The 21,103-nt window shown below is 60.5% G+C and carries 19 protein-coding genes and 1 riboswitch; of the genes, 4 read left to right on the top strand and 15 right to left on the bottom strand.

The annotated features are described in order from the left end of the window. Positions 1–109: 109 nt before the first annotated feature. The 15 genes from AB4O08_RS20570 to hda form a co-directional block, all read right to left on the bottom strand. Entirely contained in the window at positions 110–1,309 is a 1,200-nt protein-coding gene (locus AB4O08_RS20570) for an MFS transporter (protein WP_162098522.1), read from the bottom strand. 64 nt (positions 1,310–1,373) lie between these two features. Further along, on the bottom strand, positions 1,374–1,778 hold the full coding sequence (locus AB4O08_RS20565; protein ID WP_010208689.1) for a MarR family winged helix-turn-helix transcriptional regulator: 405 nt from the start codon (positions 1,776–1,778) through the stop codon (positions 1,374–1,376). Positions 1,779–1,820: 42 nt separating this feature from the next. Beyond that, on the bottom strand, positions 1,821–2,549 hold the full coding sequence (locus AB4O08_RS20560) for an adenosylcobinamide-GDP ribazoletransferase (RefSeq protein ID WP_042571873.1): 729 nt from the start codon (positions 2,547–2,549) through the stop codon (positions 1,821–1,823). A 2-nt stretch (positions 2,550–2,551) separates the two neighbouring features. Beyond that, positions 2,552–3,127 (bottom strand): alpha-ribazole phosphatase family protein, encoded by a 576-nt coding sequence (gene cobC, locus AB4O08_RS20555; protein WP_010208686.1) that lies wholly within the window; start codon positions 3,125–3,127, stop codon positions 2,552–2,554. After that, positions 3,124–4,179: a nicotinate-nucleotide--dimethylbenzimidazole phosphoribosyltransferase gene (gene cobT / locus AB4O08_RS20550; RefSeq protein ID WP_460114314.1), complete on the bottom strand. Its 1,056-nt coding sequence runs from the start codon at positions 4,177–4,179 to the stop codon at positions 3,124–3,126. The genes cobC and cobT overlap by 4 nt, the downstream gene beginning before the upstream one ends. Then, on the bottom strand, positions 4,176–4,697 hold the full coding sequence (gene cobU, locus AB4O08_RS20545) for a bifunctional adenosylcobinamide kinase/adenosylcobinamide-phosphate guanylyltransferase (protein WP_010208684.1): 522 nt from the start codon (positions 4,695–4,697) through the stop codon (positions 4,176–4,178). The genes cobT and cobU overlap by 4 nt, the downstream gene beginning before the upstream one ends. A 91-nt stretch (positions 4,698–4,788) precedes the next feature. After that, positions 4,789–6,240, bottom strand: a complete 1,452-nt coding sequence (locus AB4O08_RS20540; RefSeq protein ID WP_045791772.1) for a cobyric acid synthase — start codon at positions 6,238–6,240, stop codon at positions 4,789–4,791. Next, positions 6,237–7,226: a threonine-phosphate decarboxylase CobD gene (gene cobD, locus AB4O08_RS20535; RefSeq protein ID WP_010208682.1), complete on the bottom strand. Its 990-nt coding sequence runs from the start codon at positions 7,224–7,226 to the stop codon at positions 6,237–6,239. The genes AB4O08_RS20540 and cobD overlap by 4 nt, the downstream gene beginning before the upstream one ends. Continuing rightward, positions 7,219–8,127, bottom strand: a complete 909-nt coding sequence (gene cbiB, locus AB4O08_RS20530) for an adenosylcobinamide-phosphate synthase CbiB (RefSeq protein WP_021490863.1) — start codon at positions 8,125–8,127, stop codon at positions 7,219–7,221. The genes cobD and cbiB overlap by 8 nt, the downstream gene beginning before the upstream one ends. After that, complete coding sequence (gene bluB, locus AB4O08_RS20525) at positions 8,124–8,774, bottom strand: 5,6-dimethylbenzimidazole synthase (RefSeq protein WP_183702719.1); 651 nt, start codon at positions 8,772–8,774, stop codon at positions 8,124–8,126. The genes cbiB and bluB overlap by 4 nt, the downstream gene beginning before the upstream one ends. Further along, positions 8,771–10,102 carry a cobyrinate a,c-diamide synthase gene (locus AB4O08_RS20520; RefSeq protein ID WP_198581089.1) on the bottom strand — a complete coding sequence of 444 codons (1,332 nt, stop codon included), beginning with the start codon at positions 10,100–10,102 and terminating at the stop codon, positions 8,771–8,773. Before AB4O08_RS20520 ends, bluB begins: the two co-directional genes overlap by 4 nt. After that, a complete protein-coding gene (gene cobO, locus AB4O08_RS20515) occupies positions 10,099–10,710 on the bottom strand; it encodes a cob(I)yrinic acid a,c-diamide adenosyltransferase (RefSeq protein WP_010208674.1) in 612 nt (203 codons plus the stop codon). Before cobO ends, AB4O08_RS20520 begins: the two co-directional genes overlap by 4 nt. A 79-nt stretch (positions 10,711–10,789) precedes the next feature. Further along, positions 10,790–11,040, bottom strand: a riboswitch (cobalamin riboswitch). Between the two features lie 97 nt (positions 11,041–11,137). Next, positions 11,138–11,677, bottom strand: coding sequence for a C40 family peptidase (locus AB4O08_RS20510; RefSeq protein WP_010208673.1), 540 nt, complete (start codon positions 11,675–11,677; stop codon positions 11,138–11,140). Positions 11,678–11,821: 144 nt separating this feature from the next. Beyond that, positions 11,822–12,451, bottom strand: a complete 630-nt coding sequence (locus AB4O08_RS20505; protein ID WP_460114313.1) for a C40 family peptidase — start codon at positions 12,449–12,451, stop codon at positions 11,822–11,824. 213 nt (positions 12,452–12,664) lie between these two features. Further along, positions 12,665–13,369, bottom strand: a complete 705-nt coding sequence (gene hda, locus AB4O08_RS20500; RefSeq protein ID WP_010208669.1) for a DnaA regulatory inactivator Hda — start codon at positions 13,367–13,369, stop codon at positions 12,665–12,667. Positions 13,370–13,516: 147 nt separating this feature from the next. On the opposite strand from hda, the gene AB4O08_RS20495 reads away from it, so the two are divergent. Genes AB4O08_RS20495 through AB4O08_RS20480 form a run of 4 tightly spaced genes read left to right on the top strand, consistent with a single transcriptional unit; the run spans position 13,517 to position 21,022 of the window. Further along, positions 13,517–14,752, top strand: coding sequence for a DegT/DnrJ/EryC1/StrS family aminotransferase (locus AB4O08_RS20495; RefSeq protein ID WP_010208668.1), 1,236 nt, complete (start codon positions 13,517–13,519; stop codon positions 14,750–14,752). Continuing rightward, positions 14,749–15,894 (top strand): ATP-grasp domain-containing protein, encoded by a 1,146-nt coding sequence (locus AB4O08_RS20490; protein ID WP_010208667.1) that lies wholly within the window; start codon positions 14,749–14,751, stop codon positions 15,892–15,894. The genes AB4O08_RS20495 and AB4O08_RS20490 overlap by 4 nt, the downstream gene beginning before the upstream one ends. Next, positions 15,891–16,682 (top strand): class I SAM-dependent methyltransferase, encoded by a 792-nt coding sequence (locus AB4O08_RS20485; RefSeq protein ID WP_010208665.1) that lies wholly within the window; start codon positions 15,891–15,893, stop codon positions 16,680–16,682. The genes AB4O08_RS20490 and AB4O08_RS20485 overlap by 4 nt, the downstream gene beginning before the upstream one ends. Positions 16,683–16,684: 2 nt before the next feature. Beyond that, positions 16,685–21,022 (top strand): glycosyltransferase, encoded by a 4,338-nt coding sequence (locus AB4O08_RS20480; RefSeq protein WP_074900381.1) that lies wholly within the window; start codon positions 16,685–16,687, stop codon positions 21,020–21,022. Positions 21,023–21,103 lie beyond the last annotated feature (81 nt).

Here is a 21,103-nt window from a genome sequence, read left to right as displayed (position 1 = left end):
ATCGACATGCCCAGTTGCATCAACGCCAGCCCGCCACGCTGCCAGCCCCACCAGGCCAACACCACCAGGACCAGCCCCGCAACCAGTATCACACCGTGTGCCAGTCTGCTCATGCCGCCTCCATCTGTGCCTGCAATCGCGCCACCGGGCGCTCACGTACCGGCCAATTCAGGGCTGCGGCGAGCAGGCTCAGCAGGATCGCCACCTGCCAGATCAAATCGTAGTTGCCGGTTCGATCATAGACCACCCCGCCCAACCAGCCGCCCAGAAACGAACCGAGTTGGTGGAACAAAAACACTATCCCGCCAAGCATGGAGAGGTTTCGCACACCAAACAATGTCGCGACGGTGCCGTTGGTCAGCGGTACGGTGGACAGCCACAGGAAGCCCATCGCCATGCCAAACAGGTAAGCCGTGACTTCAGTGACCGGCGCCCACAGGAACAGCACGATCACCACCGCGCGCAGCAGGTACAACCCCGTCAGCAAACGCGGTTTGGACATGCGCCCGCCGAGCCAGCCGGCGGTGTAGGTACCGAAGATGTTGAACAGGCCGATCAACGCCAGCACCGTGGTACCGACGGTGGCCGGCAAATGCTGGTCCACCAGATAAGCCGGCAAATGCACGCCGATAAACACCACCTGGAAACCGCAGACGAAAAAGCCGAAGGCCAACAACCAGAAGCCGGAATGGGAGCAGGCTTCCTTCAAGGCTTCGCGCAAGGTTTGTTGGCCCGCCAGCACCGGCAATGGCCTGTCTTTGAGCATCGCCACCAGCGGCAGAATCAGCGCCACCATCAGGCCCAGCGCCAGCAATGCAGCAGACCAGCCCAACCAACTGATCAAACCCAAGGTGCCCGGCACCATGGCGAACTGACCGAACGAACCGGCAGCACTCGCAATCCCCATGGCCATGCTGCGTTTTTCCGGCGCCACGGCCCGACCAACCACACCAAGAATCACCGAGAACGAGGTGCCGGACAGACCGATACCAATCAGCAAGCCGGCGCTGAGGGACAACGACCACGCCGAATCGGACATGCCCATCAACACCAGGCCCGCCGCGTACAGGATGCCACCAACAAACACCGCTCTAGTGGCGCCAAAACGGTCAGCCAAAGCGCCGGTGAACGGCTGTGCCAGGCCCCAGATCAGGTTCTGCAAGGCGATGGCAAAGGCGAAAGTTTCACGGCCCCAGCCAAATTCGCTGCTCATCGGTGCCAGGAACAGGCCAAAACCGTGCCGCACACCCAACGACAACGCCAGAATCAGCGCACTCCCTACAAGAATCCAACCACTGGTGCGCCACATTGAGGTCATTTCTTATTCTCCGCTCGCGGGTATATACCCGCTTGTATTCGAACAAATCCCGCGCTCAGGCGAGTTCGTCCAGCAAGGCCAACAAGGTTTCGCGTTTTTCCGCGCCGAGCTGATCGATCAATTTTTGCTGCGCCGCTTCCCAGGCGGGTAATGCGGCGGCAAGTCGTGCTTCACCGTCCTCGGTCAACATCACCAGGCGGTTGCGCAGGTCATCGCCTTCCACCAGTTTCACCAGGCCCTCACCTTCCAGCACCCGCAGGTTCCGCCCCAAGGTGCTGCGATCCAGGCCCATGGCTTCCGCTAGGCTGGAAATACTCGGCTGATCGAGGCGCTGCAGGTTACACAGCAAAGAATACTGGGCGACGTTGATCCCGAAGCCATCAAGGGCGCCGTCGTAATGCCTGCTGACGCCACGGGCGGCACGTCGCAGGTTGGTGCACAAACATTGGGAGGCAAGCATAGAAGGTGTATATACCCGCGATTTATGAAATGCAAGAAAGTGTTACAGCGCCAGGCCGACCAGAACCACGACTTCCAGCAGTTCCAGCAAAGCGCCTGCAGTATCGCCCGTGGTGCCGCCCAGCCGATTGACCATCAGTTGGCGCAGCCCTATGAAGCAGATCGCAGCAAGTAGTACAGCCAGCCCGCCACTGAAGCCGCCAATGAGGATGCAGGCTAAACCACTGAGGATCAGTACCTGTTGGCCGACGATCCTCGGTAAATGATCCGACAATGCCTGGCCCAATCCGCCGGCACGTACATAGCGCGTGGTAAGAAACAGCGCCAGCATCGATGCGCGGCCAATCAACGGCGCCAGGATCAGTGCTGCGCCGTTAGGTTGCTCGATCAGGGCCACCAACGCAGTGAATTTGAGCAGCAGCACCATCCCCAGGGTGACCACGGCAATCGGGCCGCTGCGGGGGTCCTTCATGATCGTCAGCGTGCGTTCGCGGTCGCCAAAACCGCCGAGCCAGGCGTCGGCGCTGTCCGCCAAACCGTCCAGGTGCAGGCCACCACTGAGCAATACCCAGGCCGTCAGCAACAATGCGGCATGCAGCAACAACGGCGCGCCCATCAATACCGAGTTCAGGCCCCACAACAACACACCGAACAACAGACCGACGACCGGATAAAACAGCAGTGAACGCCCCAATTCCTGAGGCTGCGGCATACCCGGCAAGCGAATCGGCAGGCTGCTGAGAAATTGCAGGGCGATCCAGAATGGCAGCATGTCTACCCCACTTCCGTCAGTGTGCCGCCAGCATTGACGTGCAGACTGAACAGCCCGCCATGGCCCACTTCGACGTTCAACAGTTGCTCCCTCGGCAAACCACGCGCTTGCGCCAGTAACAGACGCATCACACCGCCATGACTGATCAACAACACACGCTCACCGGCATAGGCCTGATGCAAGCGCGCGACAGCGCCCAGAACCCGGTCGGAAAAGGCGCTGACAGGTTCGCCCTCCGGTGGTGTAAAGCGGTAGGGATCAGCCCAGAACAACCCCAGCCCTTCGGCGTCGGTCTCCATCAAGGCTGCCGCACTCTGCCCCTCCCAGGCACCGAAGTGCAGCTCTTGCAGATCCTTTTCCAGGGCCACCGGCACATGGAGCTGAGCCCCCAGTTCCTCGGCAAACCGCGCGCACCGTTGCAGCGGTGAACTGACCAGACGGTCCCACGACCCCTGCGCCACCACGGCTGCGCGCATTTGCGCCCAACCCTTGGCGGTGAGTGCATCGTCCAGACTGCCGCGCAGGCCGCCGCCCAACTCGGTCTCGCCGTGACGCAGCAGGTCCAGGCGCAAGGTCATACCGGGCGGTCTGCCACGGCGGCTTCGGCGAAAGTCGCCATCTGACCGTGCAGCGCACATGCCAGGCGCAACAAGGGAGCCGCCAGTGCCGCGCCGCTGCCTTCGCCCAGGCGCAGGCCCAATTCCAGCAGCGGCTTCGCGTCGAGGCTTTGCAGCACATGGCGATGACCTGGTTCAGCACCGCGATGGCCGAACACCAGCCACTCATGGCATGCCGGGTTCAAGCGCGTCGCAACCAGCGCTGCGACAGTGCAGATAAAACCATCCACCAGCACCACGATGCCTTCCTGCGCACAGGCCAGGTACGCGCCCACCAGTGCGGCAATCTCAAAGCCGCCGAGATTGAACAGCGTTTGCAACGCATCACCACGCTGGCCGGCATGTAACGCCAGGGCGCGTTCGATCACGGCCACCTTGTGGCTGACCCCCTGAGCATTCAACCCAGTGCCAGGCCCCGTGAGGTCACTGACCTGACAGTCCAGCAAGGCACACGCCAGCGCACTGGCGGCGGTGGTGTTGCCGATGCCCATCTCGCCACCGATAAACAGTTGTGCCCCGCTTGCCAATGCTCGCCGCGCACTGTCGCGGCCGGCTTGCAGGGCGAGCCCCCCTTGGGCCTCGGTCATTGCCGGGCCATTGACGAAGTTGGCGGTGCCCGCACCGATGTTCAGGTGGCGCACACCTGGCAGGTCCAGGGACGGCGTGACCGTGCCAAGGTCGACCACTTCCAACTGTGCCTCCAACTGTCGCGCCAAGACGCTGATGGCCGCGCCACCGCTGACAAAGTTGTGCAGCATCTGCCCAGTGACTTCCTGAGGAAACGCCGACACGCTCTCCGCTACCACGCCATGGTCACCCGCGAAGATGGCGATCCACACGTGGTCCACCAACGGTTTGACCTGGCCCTGCAAGCCGGCCAATTGCACCGCCAGGGCCTCCAACTGCCCGAGGGAGCCCGACGGTTTGGTCAATTGCTGCTGGCGCGCCAGGGCGTGTTCGTATGCGTGCGCGTCAATCGCCTTACAGGGGTTGAGCCACCAGGTGTCAGTCATAACGCAGTACCTTTCAACGTCAGGGGCAGGCCGGCAACTGTCAGGACAACACGCTGACAGCGCTCGGCCAAGGCTTGATGCAGCCAACCGGCTTCATCCACATAGCGGCGAGTCAATTCGCCCAGCGGCACGACACCCAGACCGGTCTCGTTGCTGACAAAAATGATTTCACCCGGCAGCACGGCCAGGGTTTCCAGCAACTGATCGCGCTCAGCCACCAGGCGATTCGAGTCTTCCAGCATCAGCAGATTGGTCAGCCACAGAGTCAGGCAATCCACCAGCAGACACTGCGCGGGCGCGGCATTTTCGCGCAGCACGCGCGCCAATTCGACAGGTTCTTCGATCAGCCCCCAGTGATCGGGACGACGCTGGCGATGCAGGGCGACGCGTTCATTCATCTCGCCATCCAGCGGTTGGCTGGTGGCGATGTAAGTGACGGGCAAGCCGCTGTCGCTGGCGAGCTTTTCGGCAAGACGGCTTTTGCCGGAACGGGCGCCACCGAGGATCAGTTGCAGCATGGGACAGCACCTTGGGTTGGCTGAAAAGGCTCGGCCTTAAGGCCACTATCGCGGGCAAGCCAGCGCCCACATCGGGACCGCGTACTCACCGTCAGACCCCGCACAGCTTGCGCAATAAATCGGTGTCCAAGTGATTCTCCACCAGGTCCGCCAGGCGCTCGATATCGCGCTCGCGCAACGCGTGGTAATCCACTGCCTGCACATCCTGCAGACCGGCCCAGCGCAGCAAGGCGCTGCAGGCCGCCGGGCTTTCGAACAAGCCATGCAGGTAGGTGCCGAGAATTTGCCCGTCGGCACTTTGCGCGCCATCCGTGCGACCGTCATCCAGCAACACGGCAGCGTTCGACAAAGCGTCGCCAGACGTCACGCCCGCATGAATCTCATAGCCGCAGACTTCGGCATCCTCCAGCAACAGCCGCCCGCGCACGTTGCGCAACTGCTTCTCTTCTTCAAGCGTAGTGCTGAACGCCAGCAGCCCAAGCCCATCGCTGGAGCCGGCAGGCCCTTCCAGGCCCAGCGGGTCATGCACCTGCTCGCCGAGCATCTGCAGGCCGCCGCAAATGCCGAGCACCTTGCCGCCATAGCGCAAGTGCCGCGCCACGGCGGTGTCCCAGCCGTTGGTGCGCAAATAGGACAGGTCGCTGCGTACGCTTTTCGAGCCGGGGAGGATGATCAAGTCGGCGGCGGGGATTGGCTGGCCTGGCCCGATGAATTGCAGATCCACTTGAGGATGCAGGCGCAGCGGGTCGAAATCCGTGTGGTTGCTGATGCGCGGCAACACCGGCACTACCACCTTGAGTACCTGGGCCACCTTGTCGGTCTGGCGCCTGTCGATGCCGTCTTCGGCTTCCAGGTGCAGGTCCATCACGTAAGGCAACACGCCCACCACCGGTTTGCCGGTGCGCGCTTCCAGCCAATCCAGACCGGGTTGCAACAGCGCGATGTCACCGCGAAAACGGTTAATGATAAAGCCCTTGACCCGTGCCTGCTCCGTGGGCGATAGCAATTCCAAGGTCCCGACCAAATGGGCAAACACCCCGCCGCGATTGATGTCGGCGATCAGCAAAACCGGGCAATCCACCGCTTCGGCGAAGCCCATGTTGGCGATGTCATTGGCGCGCAGGTTGATCTCCGCCGGGGAGCCCGCGCCTTCCACCATTACCACGGGGTAAGCCTGGCTCAACCGGGCGTGGGAAGCCAGCACCGCTTGCATCGCGATGGATTTGTAGTCGTGGTAGGCCACAGCGTTCATGGTGGTGACGGCGCGACCGTGGATGATCACTTGGGAGCCGGTGTCACTGTTAGGCTTGAGCAACACCGGGTTCATGTCGGTGTGCGGCGCCAGGTTGGCGGCCTGGGCCTGCACAGCCTGGGCGCGGCCGATTTCGCCGCCTTCTGCGGTCACGGCGCTGTTGAGCGCCATGTTCTGCGGCTTGAACGGCACCACCGCCACGCCCTGACGGACCAGCCAGCGGCACAGCGCCGTCACCAAGGTGCTTTTGCCGGCGTCGGAGGTGGTGCCTTGCACCATCAGCGTGCTCATGTAGCGTCCTTAAAGGCGACCAAGGCTTCGTCCAGCCGTAGCCAGTCAGCCTCGGTGTCGGGCAGGCCGAAACGCAGACTGCTGTCGTGGACAAACAGCCGTAGCAGGATGCCGCGCTGGGCCATGAATTCGTGCATGCGTTCGGCGTGAGGCGTGATCAGCCATTGAAACAACGCGCAGCCACCCTGGGGGGGAAAGCCGTGGCGCTCCAGCAAGGCGAACAAACGCTGGCCTGCCTCGATGCAACGCACGCGTTGGAACGCCTGACCGGTGGTGTCGCGCAGACATATCTGACCCAACACCCGCGTCGGTCCGCTGACGGCCCAGGGGCCGACCTGTTCAGCCAGCAACTTGAGCAGCTTGCGCTCGGCCAATACAAAGCCCAGCCGCACCCCGGCCAGACCGAAGAATTTGCCGAACGAGCGCAACACGATCAGGCCGACCTGATGGGCGTGGCCCGCCAGGCTGAATTGAGGGGTGACATCCATGAACGCTTCGTCTACCACCAGCCAGCCGCCCCGCTGGGCCAGCCGCGAATGCCAGTCCAGCAAGCGTTGTGGGGCCAGGTTCAGGCCGGTGGGGTTGTTGGGGTTGACCACCACCAGTACGTCGAGCCCCTCCAAGAAGAAGTCGACTTCCTGCTCTTGCACTTCGCGCACCACGTAGCCGGCGCGGCGCCAGGCTTCGGCGTGTTCGGCATAGCACGGTGACAACACGCCGACTTTGCCAGCGCGGCGCAGGCGTGGCAGCAACTGGATGGCCGCCTGGGAGCCGGGCACCGGCAACAGGTGTGCAGCGCCATAGTATTCGCTGGCGGCCTGCTCCAGGCCGTCGTCGGTTTCCGGCAGGCGCGCCCAGGCCCGCAGCGGGATCTCGGGAATCGGCCAGGGCCAGGGCGCGAGGCCGCTGGACAGGTCGAGCCAATCGGCCTCAGCTATCCCGTACTGAATCGACGCCCTGCGCAACCGGCCACCGTGCTCAAGCATAGAATTGCGCCCCCGCGCATAGAATCAGCAGCCACAACCATACGCCGCGCTGCACCAGTTGCCAGCCCCGGTCGATGGAATCGGCATCTGCCGCCGGGCCTTCGCCCAGTTGCGGACGCTGGTGCACTTCACCGTGATAGATGGCGGCGCCGCCCAACTCCACGCCCAGGGCGCCGGCACCGGCAGCCATCACCGGGCCAGCGTTCGGGCTGTCCCAGGTCGGGCCTTGGGTGCGCCAGCATTTGAGCGCCAGACGAGTCTTACCCAGTACCGCGTAGGTCAACGCCACCAGGCGTGCAGGAATGTAGTTCAGCACGTCGTCAATCTTTGCCGCCGCCCAGCCGAAGCGTTCAAAACGTTCGTTGCGATAGCCCCACATGGCATCAAGGGTGTTGCTCAGGCGATAAAGCACCACGCCCGGCACCCCCGCGAGCACAAACCAGAACAGCGCGGCGAAGACCGCATCGCTGCCGTTCTCCAGCACCGACTCAGTGGCCGCGCGGGCGACTTCGGTGCTGTCCAGTTCACTGGTCTGACGGCTTACGAGGTAGCTCACGCGCTGGCGCGCTTCGTCCAGGTCATCGCTGCGCAAGGCCTGGGCCACCGGGATCACATGCTCGCCAAGGCTGCGCATGCCAAGCGCGCAGTACAACGCCAGGATCTCCAATACCCAGCCGATGTACGGCGCCCAGGATAAAGCCGTAGCCAGCAGAGTCAGCGGCACCACGGCGATAACCCACGCGGTCACGCCATGACTGCGCCAGCCGCGACCACCGGTATTGAAACGTTGCTCGATACGCCCGGCGAAATTGCCGAACGCCACCAGCGGATGCCAGCGTCTGGGTTCGCCCAGCAGCGCATCCAGCGCGACTGCAGCGACACACAGCAAGGCCACACTCATTGATTCACTCCCCACCCATTCTCATACAACATGTCACTCAGCGGCCGAGGCTCGGTCCAGCCTTCGAGTTGCAACATCGGGGCCGGGTAGAACTCGGCCACCGGCCCCAGGCACAGCACGGCCAAAGGTTTCGCGCCGGGTGGCAAACCCAGCAGATCAGCCAGGGCCTGGGGCTCGAACAGCGAGACCCAGCCCATGCCCAGCCCTTCGACACGGGCCGCCAGCCAAAGATTCTGAATAGCACAGGACAGTGACGCCATGTCCATTTCAGGCAACGTGCGCCGCCCAAAAATGTGCCGCTCACGGTCATCCATCAACGCCGCCACCAGCACTTCGGCGCAGTCGTGAATGCCTTCGACCTTGAGCTTCATGAACTCATCGGAGCGTTCACCCAGGGCTTCGGCGGTGCGTATGCGTTCTTCTTCCACCAGTTGTTGAATCTGCCCACGCAACGGACGGTCGCTGATGCGGATAAAACGCCAGGGCTGCATCAGGCCGACACTGGGTGCCTGGTGCGCGGCCTGGAGCAGACGATGGAGCAATTCCGGGGCGACAGTGCCGCCGCTGAAGTGGCGCATGTCGCGACGTTCAGCGATGGCGCGGTAGACCGCCTGGCGGTCGGCCTCGGGGAAGGCGTTGTCGGTCATGGCCTCATCGCCGGCAAGCCGGCGCCTACAGGATCGGGCGCGAACAATGCGGCCACCGCCTGGGGATTCGAGGGGAAGTAAAAGTGTACGTAGGAAGCCGTCATCCGCCCCTGCCGATAAACCGCCTCGGCACCGCGTCCGCCATTGGGGCTAAGGCCACGGGCAATCGGCTGCCATTCGGTGGTGGTCAGGGAGTGGTGATAGGTATGGCCGCGCAGCGTGCCTTCGGGCAATTCGACATTTTGCAGCGCCAAGGCCGCGAGTTTCTTCTGCATCACCGCATCGCCTTGCAGCAGGCCCACCAGTTCGGCGCGAACACCCTCGACATCGGTCAGCGAGTCCAGCAGGTAGAGCATGCCGCCGCATTCGGCGAGCAGCGGTTTGCCGGCGGCATGATGAGCGCGGATGGCGTCAAGCATCGAGGTGTTTTCCGCCAGCGCCTGGTGGTGCAATTCCGGATAACCACCGGGCAGATAGAGGCTGTCGACATCAGGCAATTCGCGATCATGGATCGGCGAGAAAAACTCCAGTTCAGCGCCCATTGCCCGCAGCAGGTCGAGGCTGGCGCCATAGGTAAACGCGAAGGCTTCGTCGCGGGCCACGGCGATGCGCACACCGTTGAGCAATGGCGGGGTTTCGATCACTTCCGGTGCGGCAAAGGTCACTGGCGGCGGCAAAGCCACTTCGCAACTGCTGCCCAGCGCTTGGGCGGCTGCATCGAGACGCACATCGAGGTCGTTCAGTTCGCTCGCCTGTACCAGGCCTAAGTGACGGCTAGGCAGTTCGATACCGGTCTCGCGGGATAACGCGCCGTACCAGCGCAGGCCTTCGGTGAGGCTGCCTTCGAGCAATTGTGCGTGACGCAAGGTGCCAACGCGATTGGCCAGCACTCCGGCAAACGGCAGATCCGGCTGATAACGTGCCAGGCCCAGGGCCAACGCGCCGAAGGTCTGGGCCATCGCCGTACCGTCAATCACGCCCAAGACAGGCACGCCGAAGTGTCGCGCCAGGTCGGCGCTGGACGGTGTGCCGTCGAACAGGCCCATCACGCCTTCGATCAGGATCAGGTCCGCCTCCCCCGCCGCTTCCCATAGCAAGCGACGACTTTCCTGCTCGCCCACCATCCACATGTCCAATTGATACACCGGCGCACCGCTGGCGCGTTCGTGGATCATCGGATCGAGGAAGTCCGGGCCGCATTTGAACACGCGTACCCTGCGCCCCAGGTTGCGGTGCAATCGGGCAAGCGCGGCGGTGACGGTGGTTTTGCCCTGGCCGGACGCCGGTGCGGCAATCAAGACGGCCGGGCAATGACGGGGCTGATTCAAAGTTCGACGCCCTTCTGTGCCTTGATACCGGCTTGGAATGCGTGTTTGAGCATGCCCATTTCGGTGACGGTGTCGCCCATTTCGATCAGTTCAGGCTTGGCACCGCGGCCGGTGACCACCACGTGTTGCATCGGCGGGCGGGCTTGCAGGTCGCTGAGCACCTGGTCCAGGTCGAGATAGCCGTGCTTGAGAGCGATGTTCAGTTCGTCGAGTACGACAAGACCGATAGACGGGTCCTGCAGCAACTCGCGGGAAACCGCCCAGGCGGCTTCTGCGGCGGCGATGTCACGCTGGCGGTCCTGGGTTTCCCAGGTGAAGCCTTCGCCCATGACATGAAAGCGCACTTGCTCGGGGAAACGGCGGAAGAACAATTCCTCACCGGTACTGTTGCGCCCCTTGATGAACTGCACCACACCGCACTGCATGCCGTGCCCCATGGCTCGGGCCAGCATGCCGAACGCGGAGCTGCTCTTGCCTTTGCCGTTGCCGGTCAGCACTAGCAACAGGCCGCACTCGTTCGGGGAGTTGGCGATGCGTTCATCGATCACGGCTTTTTTGCGCAGCATGCGCGCCAGGTGGCGTTCGTCGCGGTCGGGGGAATCGGTCATGGCAGCTCTCCGTTGGGGCTGGACAAAAACGGCGGGCAGGAAAAAGAAAAAACAGACAGCCAAGCATCGCCCACCGTGATGCTGTTGGATGTTGCAGGCCGGTCTCCGGGCTCATGAGTGGCGCGCGTCTTATAGAAGCGCAGACCGACGCTGCGCCTTCCCATATCGCGAGCGATACAGTGGCAAAAGGCAGCGTCTTGACTCATTTACCGTTGCGGGGGCAGCGCCGGGATCGCGGCGTCACTGTGTACAAGTGCGCTCACTCACCGGCTTCCCTGTTTCACTCCGTCGACCCATGGGTCACAGAGCACCTGGAACAAGCGGCGAAGGGTAGTAGTTTGAGGGGCGAGCTGCAAGCTTCAAGCTGATCGCCGCAAGCAGGCATCGCACCGCTTGCAGCTTCACGCGTGAAACCTGCCGCTGCTTTCTAAGGATTACGCGCCAGATTGCCTGGCAACACGCGCTTGGCGCTCAGGTAGGCATTCTGCCAATACGCCTTGGACAAGGTGTCCAACTTCACCGTACCACCGGTTTGCGGTGCATGCACAAAACGGCCTTCACCGACGTAGATCCCGGCGTGGCTGACCTGTGAACCGCCGCCCGTGGCAAAGAACAACAGGTCGCCCGTCTGCAGATTCTGCTCGCTGACATCTTGCGCACGCATCACGATCAATTCGCGAGTGGTACGCGGCAGGGAGATGCCGGCAGCGTCGCGGAAGACAAAACCGATCAGGCCACTGCAATCAAACCCGGAGTCCGGTGTGTTGCCGCCCCACCGATAAGGCGTGCCGACCAGGCCCAGGGCACGGAAGAGGACGTCTTCGGCCGCAGGCGAGAAATTCTGGCTGGAATAGTTGAACACCGGCTTGGGCTTCACCGCTACGGGAGCGGGCGGCGGTGGACGACTTGCGCAGGCGCTGAGCAGCGCGGCGCAAAGAATGAGGATCAGGCGGGCCGAGGTCGACATGGGCAGAACAATCCTGGTCTGGATGCGGCTTTCGCTGCCGAACGCTGAAAACCAGAACGCGCAAGCAAAGCTCGCGCGAACGGATTACAACAATGTCCAGGGATTCTAGCGCTTACACGTCAAACTTCAAGTATCACTTTAAGTTTACTTGCTAGCGGTAACTGTCGTCGGGGCCATGGCGAGTGCGCGCTTGGCTTCGATGAAGGTTTTGCTCCAGTAGCTGTCGCCCAGGTTGTCGACTCGAACACCGCCACTGCGACGGCTGCTGGAGTGGATAAACTGGTTGTCGCCCAAGTAGATACCGGCATGACTCACACGACCACGCCCTGCCGTACTGAAGAAAAGCAGATCACCGGGCTTGAGGTTGTTGCGCGCGACCAACGGTGCATCCACGTTGATCATTTCACGGGTGGAGCGTGGCAGGTTCATGCCCGCTTCTTCACGAAACAGATAGCCGATGAAACCGCTGCAGTCGAAACCGGCTTCAGAAGTGCCGCCGAAACGGTAACGGGTACCGATCAGGGACATGCCGCGTTCGAGGATGCTGTCGGCCAGAACGGGAAGCTGGTAAGGCTTGCTACCGGAGAAGTTGGTCAGCTCTTTTTCAGTTGCCAGCTCTTCTTCATAAACAGAAGCAGACTGTGCAGCAACGAATTTTGCCTGATTTTGAACATGTGGTTTTTGCTGTTCTGCCACCTGTTGAGGGTGGGAGGCGCAACCAAACAACAGGGTAACGAGTGCGAGGGGCACGAGGGGTGCGAAGCGATTTAGCATGGGCACGACCGTGGCTGATATGTAAAGAAGACGAGACTATGCCCTCTATCACATCGATTTGCAAATTCAATCGTGATCTATGTGACTTCTTGTTTGGACCATGACATCTAAGCCCTTAACACCCCGTACCTGCCTTTTGCGTAGCCACATCGGCTCAAGCGCAGGTTTTCTGGCGCCTGGAATTTGCCGAACGCGGCAAAAACAAAGGGCTGTCTACCAGCCGAGGGTTTCTTTCAAGAAGGGAATGGTCAGCTTGCGCTGGGCCTGCAAGGAGGCCTGATCGAGCTGTTCGAGCAAATCGAACAATGCGCTCATGCTGCGTGTACCGCGAGTGAGAATAAAATGCCCCACTTCATCGGTGAGGTGCAGGCCACGACGGGAAGCACGCAGTTGCAAGGCACGCAATTTGTCTTCGTCGGAGAGCGGGCGCATCTGGAAGATCAGCGCCAAGGTCATCCGCGACTTGAGGTCGGCCAGCTTGATCGGCAATTCCCGTGGCGAGGTAGACGCGGCAATCAGCAGGCGCCGACCACTGTCACGCAAACGGTTGAACAAGTGAAAGAGCGCCTCTTCCCATTCCGCCTTGCCGGCGATCGCTTGCAGATCGTCCAGGCACACCAGCTCGTACTGCTCAAGATGGTCGAAAATGCCGATACCGCGATCCATCAACTCAGCCAGGGGCAGGTAAACCGCCGGCTCGCCCATTTGCTCGAAACGCAGGCACGCGGCCTGCAACAGGTGGGTACGCCCTACGCCGTGCTTGCCCCACAAATAGATCAGGCTTTCGGTCCACCCGGCGTCGGCTTCGCAGAGCCGCTCGACATAGCCGAGTGCAGCGGCATTGGCGCCTGGGTAGTAGTTGATAAAGGTGGCGTCGTCACGCAGACGCACACCCAAGGGCAGCTGAATCGGTTTCATGCTGACTGAACGGCTCCAAACGAACCGTTAGTGGCCTCTGTGTAAAGTTTGCAAAGTTTATACCCGTGACGCCGGGCGCACAATGCAACAGACCCCAAGCAAAATCAAAGGTTTGCGTTAACTTGTTGGTTTTATGCAAATTGTTCGATGCCGCAGAACCGCGAACCCACCAAGCCGACCCTTTACCAAATTGGTATGTTTCCTGCTTCGCCTCGTCATATTGCCAAGAACGACATTTCATTGACGGTTGTGCGTACCATGAAAAACATCATCAAGCTGCTCGTTCCGGAAATGCCCAAAGTCGAGCAGATTCTTGCGTACTGGAAGCAAATCGATGAAAACCGCTGGTACACCAACTTCGGCCCGCTGGTCAATGAGCTAGAGGGCCGGCTATCGCGCTCTTTCAGTCGCGAGCCCGCGCAAGTCCATGTTGTGTCTATGGCGAATGGTACGTGTGCGCTGCAAATTGCATTGGAAGCCCTGAAGCTTCGCAAGAGCGGCCGCGTATTGGTACCCGGATTGACGTTCGTTGCCACGGCTACCGCAATCATCCGGGCCGGACTCACGCCGCTTATCAGCGACGTCGATCCTGACAATTGGTTGCTGACCCCCGCCATAGCACGCGCAGTGCTGGCCGAAGTGCCCTTCGATGCAGTGATGCCGGTGTCCACGTACGGTTGCGCTCAAGATGTCGCTGGCTGGGATCTTTTTAGTGCCGAAACCGGAATTCCGGTGGTCGTCGATGCCGCAGGCGCCTGGGGTAACCAGCAGATTGGACTGACGACCAAAGTCGCCTTCAGCCTGCACGCCACCAAATCCCTAGGGGGAGGTGAAGGTGGTTTCGTGGCTTCGCGCCACCACGCCTACGCCCAAAGCATGCGAGCATTAAGTAACTTCGGCATCGATGCACAGAGTGGAGGCCTGGTCTTCGAGGCCGGCGAGAACGGCAAGATGAGCGAATACCACGCCGCCGTCGCACTGGCCGCGATGGACAATTGGCCAACTGTCGCAGAAGCACGACGCAATTTGCATCAACGCTACGTAGAACGCCTAAATGAAAAAATCCCTGCACTGAAACTCCAGTCCAAGCCCGTCGATGGCGTGTACAGCCTGATGCCCGTAATGCTGCCCGCGGGGTTACGCGGTGTAGATATTCAGTTGCGCCTGCTGGGCAAAGACATCGAAACCCGGCGCTGGTACTGCCCTCCGCTGCATGGCCACCCCGCTTTCCAAGCCTATACGGCTGGCCCGCTGCCAGTGGTTGACCAATTAGCGGAGCGTTTGCTGGGATTGCCGTTTCATCTTTCACTCAGCGATCAATGCGTGGATAGAGTCATAGAATGCCTGGCCGAATTGCTCGCTGAACAACTGGCTGCGCGATGACGATGACACCCGCTGAAAAGCCTTTGGTGATCATATTCACCGGGGCCAACGAGCGCGCGGTCGGCGCTTTTTGTCGCTCCCTTCAGCGCGACCGCATCGACTTCGTCTTAATCACACGCAACACTCAAGATGCGCTATATCGCACACGCCTTCGCCGCTACCTGTTTGCACAACGCACTCAGGATGCCCTTGATGAAAATGAATTCAAGCGCCTACTGCTCGACATCAAGGCCAGCCACCCCACACGCCCGCTGACCATCGCCCCGAGCGCCGAGTCGATAAACCGTCTGCTGATGGGCATGCAAGACTGGTTATCCCTGGAAGGCATCCAGGGTATATCTGTCAGCCCGGCTATTTACCATCTGTTTTCCGATAAGGAAAAACTCTTGGCGGCGGCAAAAGTCGTCGGCCTGAAAATACCCGCGCAAATCGAGCAATTGTCTGAAGGCCAGTTGCCCTTTGTGCTCAAGCCCAGGGTCGAAAGCGGCCCCCATGGCCAGCGCCTTTACCCGCTGCTGGTGCGTAGTGCTGCCGAGTATGCTGAACATGCACGCCACTACGATGCCGCACGCTACCTCATTCAACGCTATATAGACGGACAAAGTTTTTACTATCTCTATTTCCGCAACGACGCGGGTGTCGTCGCGCTCTATCAACGCAACATCGCCCAGCAGGCGGCAGGCAAATCGATGGTTGCCGCCGAGCTGGTGCGCTGCCCCGATACAAATACCGACCAGCGCCTGCGGGCATTGCTTGAACAGCATCACTATTGCGGCTTCATCATGTTTGAGGTGATGGAAAGCGCCGGCCAACACTTCATCATCGAGGCAAACCCACGCCTTTGGGGGCCGATGCAACTGGCGCTTGAAAATGGCTTCCGCGCCAGCTGGTTGGTGCAAGATCGGCACCAGACGCCGCAAATGGCCGCGCAACAGCGTTTTCTAGGCGTCTGGCAACGGGACAAGTACCTCTGGCTCGGCGGCTTTGTCGGACAGCCACGCAGTGACATGCGCTTTTTCGCCGGCGCTCGCAGCTGGCTGCTCAAGGCCTGCTGTTGGCTGCCGCGCTATGACATCTGGTTCGCCACTGACAGCCTGAGGCTGTTCTTCTTCGAATTCCTTCGTTCAGGCAAACGCCAATGACCAAAGAACAACTACTGGCGCTGTATATGCACTCCGGGAAACACGCCTGTTACCAACCGCTGCCTGCTTTCGTGACAGAACGACTAGGCTTTGACGTACCGGTGAACCCGCGTTGGCGTGCCGACCACGGCCGCCTGGAATACCTGGAAGCGCACTTCGACTTCAGCGGCCAACGGCTGCTGGATGTCGGCGCCAATACCGGACTATTCAGCACCACCCTCGCTCATACTTACCCCAGCAGCCACTGCGTTGCCTGGGAGCTGGACGAGACCAGCGCCAACTTTATTCGCGCCTTGAGCGTCGAGTTCGATTTGAACAACGTCGAGGTCGTACAGCAAGCCCTCGACTACGCAGTCGCGCAGGCGATGCCGGGGCATTTCGATACGTTGTTGTTGTTCAACGTATTACATCATGCAGGAGTCGATTTCGATGCCGCGCTTGTGCCCGACAAACATGCCCTGCAAGGTTATATCCAGGGTTTTCTGAAGGCGCTTCGCCCGTCAGCCGACTGCCTCCTCTACCAGATGGGTTTCAATTGGGGTGGCGACACCGCGCAACCCGTGGCGGGTCGCAATGTACTGGCCGAAAAACTCGCTTACGTCGATGCAGCACTGAGAGGCACCGGCTGGGAGATCGAACACATCGGGTTGGTATTGGACCCGCACACACGGAAAATCGAGCTGTTCGATAGCCCCGGCGCCCTCGCTCAAGCTGAAACCTGTGATCGCCTCGGCCGTGAAGGCGGCCTCAGCGAGTTCTACCTTCGCCCCCTGTTCAAGTTGGTGTGAGCATGACCAATACCCTCCCGACCAGCCGCTTACCGCTGGTCAGCATTGCGATACCTGCCTATAACCCGCGGTTCTTCGAGGCCGCGCTGAGTAGCGCACTGAACCAGAGCTACGCGAATCTGGAGATAGTGATCACAGACGATTGTCGTGACGACGGCATCCGCCTGATCACCGAGCGTCTTGCTGCACAGACCGCAGTGCCGGTGCGCTACCTGCACAACGAACAGCAGTTGGGTGGCCAGCTCAACCTCAGTCGCTGCCTGGAAGAATCCCGGGGCGAATACATCAAGTTTCTCAATGACGACGATCTGTTGCTGCCCAATTGCGTCGAGCGCCTTGCCGCCGTGCTTGAGGCACGTAACGATATCTCGCTGGTCACTTCACGGCGCCGACTGATTGGAACCGAAGACGAGCCACTGCCTGACATCCTCCAGACGTGTGAAGTATTCGACAAAGACGCCTGCCTGCAGGGTGCAGACCTCATTTCGCTACTGTGCGACTGGCCTGTCAATTTCATTGGCGAACCTAGCACAGTGATGTTTCGTCGCGCCCAACTGATCGACAAAGCGCCACATATCTGCGCTTTGGGCGGCGTCGTTATTCGTGCCATTAACGACTTGGCCATGTTTGTGAACCTGCTGCAACACGGCCATCTCGCTTTCATACAGGAGCCCCTGTCACTCTTTCGCCGGCATGCCGAGCAACGCCAGAACCAGCCAGATATGCAGGATCTGTTCGATCAGGGCCTCGCCAATTTCACCCGCCAGATCCACGCACTGGGGCTCTACAACCCGCAGCCTTCATCGCAGGTGCGACGTGCCCCCTTGTCAGCCCCTGAGGCCTTTGAGCTGTTTCATGTACAGGGCGCCTACCTGGCTTGCGATTTCCAGCCACTCATTACCTCGCACAGTGCCGCCCCGCTTGTCGGCGAGTGCGAAGTACTTGTCGCCGAGCAGCCCGTTCTCGAAGACGGCGAGCCTCCCATTGGCGTGGTGATCCATGTGTATCTTCCAGGTGTGCTGCTAGACATTTTGCGCCGCCTGGTCCTGCTGCATGAACGCCTGCATCTATACGTAACGTGCGTAGCCGGCCTGGAAGACACCGTACACAGCCACCTCGCCGTCAGCGGTTTGAAATACTCGCTCTATCGGGTGCCCGATCACGGTAGGGATGCCCTGCCATTCCTCCACGTACTTGCGAACTTGCGTGCCGACAACATCACCACGCTGGTCAAGCTGCACACCAAACGCTCGGCCCATATGGGCACCGAGAGCTCCTGGGCACATGACCTTTTCGATGATTTGCTCAGCCCTGTGCGATTCCGGCAGTCGGTAGAATATCTTGCCGCCCCATCGCACCATCCACTGCTCGGCACAGAGCCTTACCGGGCGCAAGTCACTCAGGACCTTGAAGAAGAAGACCGTCAGCGCCTGCTGGCCCTGGCCGAACGCGCCGGGATTGATTCACAACGAATCGACGATGCGGATTTTTTTGCCGGCTCCATGTTCTTTGTACGCATTGAAGCGTTGGCCCCCTTGGAACGGATGAACCTCACCGGCAAAGATTTCGACACTGAACGCGGTCAGCTTACCGGCACGCTGGCACACGCTATCGAGCGCTTCTTCGGCGTGCTGGCGAATGCAGGCAAACACCAGCGCAATATCGACCAGTATCGGCGATGGCTGGATACCCGACAACTGTCTACCGCGGACTTCGAAGGCTTGCCAACACGGCTGGCTGGCTGGCCACAGCACACCGACGTATTGGTGGTGTTGACCGATACTACCGGTGATATTGCGCAGCTACGTGCCAGCCTGGAAAGCATCAACCGCCAACTCTACAAGGCGGCGGCCATCGTGGTGCTGTCAAACAGCGAGCCGGCCGGGATGACACCGGCCGATAACTTGGTCTGGCTACCGCTGGCGGAGTCCTGGCCCAGCCAGCTCAATGAGCTGCTTCAGGCCATCCAGGTCGACTGGTGCTACCTGCTACGGGGCGGCGACCGACTTGATCCCCACGCGTTGCTATTGCTGGCAGAGGGCATCGCCCTTAACCCGGGCATCAGCATGTGCTACACCGATGAAGATTCGCTGACCGCTACCGGTTACCAAGACCCGGTGTTCAAGCCTGACCTTAATCTGGACCTGCTGCGTAGTTATCCCTATGTTGGCCGAGCCTTGGCATTCAGTCGCGAGTCAGCGTTGAATCTCAATGGCTTCGATCCCGCCTTCGCCGAACTCGCGCCCCATGACCTGCTCTTTCGGCTGATAGAAACCCACGGGCTAGGCACCGTCGGACACCTCGCGGATGTGCTCGTGCACCAGCAGATCAACTTCGGCCAGTGGCTCGGCGAGCCTCAGGTCATTGCACACTCGGCAGCTATAGTCCAAGCGCACTTGCAACGTTTGGACGTGGCTCATGAAATGCGTACGGGGCCTTTGCCGATGGTCAATCGCGTAATTTACCAACACGCCGGGCAACCATTGGTGTCCATCGTGATCCCGACCAAGGACCAACTGCCGATGTTGATGCGCTGCATCGAAAGCGTGATGGAGAAAACCCGCTACACGAACTACGAACTGATCATCATCGACAACAATAGTGAAACGGCGCAGGCCCGTGAGTGGTTCACGGGCATGGAGCAGTTGAATAACGCCAAGGTACGCATACTGCGCTACCCGCATCCGTTCAACTATTCAGCCATCAATAACTACGCCGCCAGCCAAGCCCGTGGCGAATACCTGGTGCTCCTCAACAACGACACTGCGGTCATTGATGGCGACTGGCTCGGCGCCATGCTCCATCACGCCCAGCGGCCGGAAGTGGGGATAGTCGGCGCCAAGTTGTTGTTACTCGACGGGACTATTCAGCACGGGGGCGTGGTGCTCGGTTTGCACGGCGTAGCGGACCACCCCTTTGTCGGCGACCCCATACAGTCCAACGGCTACCTTCATCGCTTGCAAGTTGACCAGAACTACAGCGCGGTCACCGCTGCCTGCCTGATGATCCGTGCCGACCTGTACCACCAGGTGGGTGGAATGGACGAGACGAGCCTGGGGGTTTCATTCAACGACGTAGACCTCTGCCTGAAAGTGGGCCAAGCCGGGCAACTGATTGTCTGGACACCTTATGCATTGCTGATGCACGAAGCCAACGTCAGTCAGAACAAGGTCGACACGACCAGACTGGAAGCCAAACGCGAGCGCTTCAAACGCGAGCAATCGGTGATGTACCAGCGCTGGCTGCCGCAGCTCGCCAATGACCCGGCCTATAACCGCAACCTGACACTGGAAGGCCGCGGATTTGCCTATGAATGCCGTAGCGACGCGGGCTGGCATCCGTTCGCCAGCCATCAATTGCCTTACGCCCTTTGCTACCCCGGCGATTTTTTCGGCAGTGGGCACTACCGCGTGCGCCAACCTTTTGCTGCCCTGAAGGCAGCGGGGCTGATCGAGGGCGCGGTCAGCGACTGGCTACTACAACCTGTAGAAGTGGAGCGCCATGCGCCGGATACGATCATTTTCCAGCGGCAATTCACTACACCTCAGTTGGAGATTATCGAGAACACCAAAGCATTCTCCAAGGCGTTCAAGGTCTATGAACTGGATGACTATATTCTTGATGTCCCCACCGGCAACGCAAGTCGCCAGTTGTTTCCCAAAGACACCGCAAACCGTCTGAAACAAGCTATCGGCCTCTGCGACCGGCTGGTGGTGTCGACCCAGCCGCTCGCCGATGCGCTGGAACACTTCAATGCAGACATCCGCGTGATGGAAAACCGCCTGCCAGGCACATGGTGGAACGATCTGACCAGCCATCGCCAACAAGGCCGCAAGCCACGGGTCGGCTGGGCCGGTGGTTCAAGTCACGGCGGCGACCTGCGAGTTATCGCCGAAGTGGTTCGCGAGCTGGCGCAGGATGTGGAATGGGTATTCATGGGTATGTGCCCACCGGAACTACGCCCCTATGTCCACGAATTCCACCAAGGTGTGACAATCGAAAAGTACCCATCACGGCTGGCCGGTTTGAACCTGGATCTGGCCTTGGCGCCGCTGGAAGACAACTTTTTCAATGCCTGCAAAAGCAATTTGCGGTTACTGGAATATGGCGCCTGTGGTTTCCCGGTGATTTGCTCGGATATTCGTTGTTACAGCGGTGAGTTGCCGGTGACCCGGGTCAGAAACACGCCTAAAGACTGGATTGCCGCCATTCGCGAGCACCTTACCGAACGGGACGCCAGCGCTCGAGCCGGAGACGCGCTGCGTAGCGCGGTGCTCAAGAACTGGATACTCAAGGAAGAACACCTGGTGGCGTGGAGAAACGCCTGGCTGAAAACGTGAAAACTGCGGTCCGGCGACGTTCTTAACCACGACGGGGCTCAGAGCCACAGGCATAAAAAAATCGGAATCCTTAGCGGATTC

This window comes from Pseudomonas sp. H3_E07, assembly GCF_054668895.1.
The sequence above is the reverse complement of the archived record's forward strand: the minus strand, read 5'-3'. Positions and strand labels throughout refer to the sequence as shown.

Excerpts from the sequence above, each read along its gene's own strand:
- AB4O08_RS20570 (WP_162098522.1), bottom strand. The coding sequence starts at position 1,309 with ATGTGGCGCACCAGTGGTTGGATTCTTGTAGGGAGTGCGCTGATTCTG.
- AB4O08_RS20565 (WP_010208689.1), bottom strand. The coding sequence starts at position 1,778 with ATGCTTGCCTCCCAATGTTTGTGCACCAACCTGCGACGTGCCGCCCGT.
- AB4O08_RS20560 (WP_042571873.1), bottom strand. The coding sequence starts at position 2,549 with ATGCTGCCATTCTGGATCGCCCTGCAATTTCTCAGCAGCCTGCCGATT.
- cobC (WP_010208686.1), bottom strand. The coding sequence starts at position 3,127 with ATGACCTTGCGCCTGGACCTGCTGCGTCACGGCGAGACCGAGTTGGGC.
- cobT (WP_460114314.1), bottom strand. The coding sequence starts at position 4,179 with ATGACTGACACCTGGTGGCTCAACCCCTGTAAGGCGATTGACGCGCAC.
- cobU (WP_010208684.1), bottom strand. The coding sequence starts at position 4,697 with ATGCTGCAACTGATCCTCGGTGGCGCCCGTTCCGGCAAAAGCCGTCTT.
- AB4O08_RS20540 (WP_045791772.1), bottom strand. The coding sequence starts at position 6,240 with ATGAGCACGCTGATGGTGCAAGGCACCACCTCCGACGCCGGCAAAAGC.
- cobD (WP_010208682.1), bottom strand. The coding sequence starts at position 7,226 with ATGCTTGAGCACGGTGGCCGGTTGCGCAGGGCGTCGATTCAGTACGGG.
- cbiB (WP_021490863.1), bottom strand. The coding sequence starts at position 8,127 with ATGAGTGTGGCCTTGCTGTGTGTCGCTGCAGTCGCGCTGGATGCGCTG.
- bluB (WP_183702719.1), bottom strand. The coding sequence starts at position 8,774 with ATGACCGACAACGCCTTCCCCGAGGCCGACCGCCAGGCGGTCTACCGC.
- cobO (WP_010208674.1), bottom strand. The coding sequence starts at position 10,710 with ATGACCGATTCCCCCGACCGCGACGAACGCCACCTGGCGCGCATGCTG.
- AB4O08_RS20510 (WP_010208673.1), bottom strand. The coding sequence starts at position 11,677 with ATGTCGACCTCGGCCCGCCTGATCCTCATTCTTTGCGCCGCGCTGCTC.
- AB4O08_RS20505 (WP_460114313.1), bottom strand. The coding sequence starts at position 12,451 with ATGCTAAATCGCTTCGCACCCCTCGTGCCCCTCGCACTCGTTACCCTG.
- hda (WP_010208669.1), bottom strand. The coding sequence starts at position 13,369 with ATGAAACCGATTCAGCTGCCCTTGGGTGTGCGTCTGCGTGACGACGCC.
- AB4O08_RS20495 (WP_010208668.1), top strand. The coding sequence starts at position 13,517 with ATGCCGCAGAACCGCGAACCCACCAAGCCGACCCTTTACCAAATTGGT.
- AB4O08_RS20490 (WP_010208667.1), top strand. The coding sequence starts at position 14,749 with ATGACGATGACACCCGCTGAAAAGCCTTTGGTGATCATATTCACCGGG.
- AB4O08_RS20485 (WP_010208665.1), top strand. The coding sequence starts at position 15,891 with ATGACCAAAGAACAACTACTGGCGCTGTATATGCACTCCGGGAAACAC.
- AB4O08_RS20480 (WP_074900381.1), top strand. The coding sequence starts at position 16,685 with ATGACCAATACCCTCCCGACCAGCCGCTTACCGCTGGTCAGCATTGCG.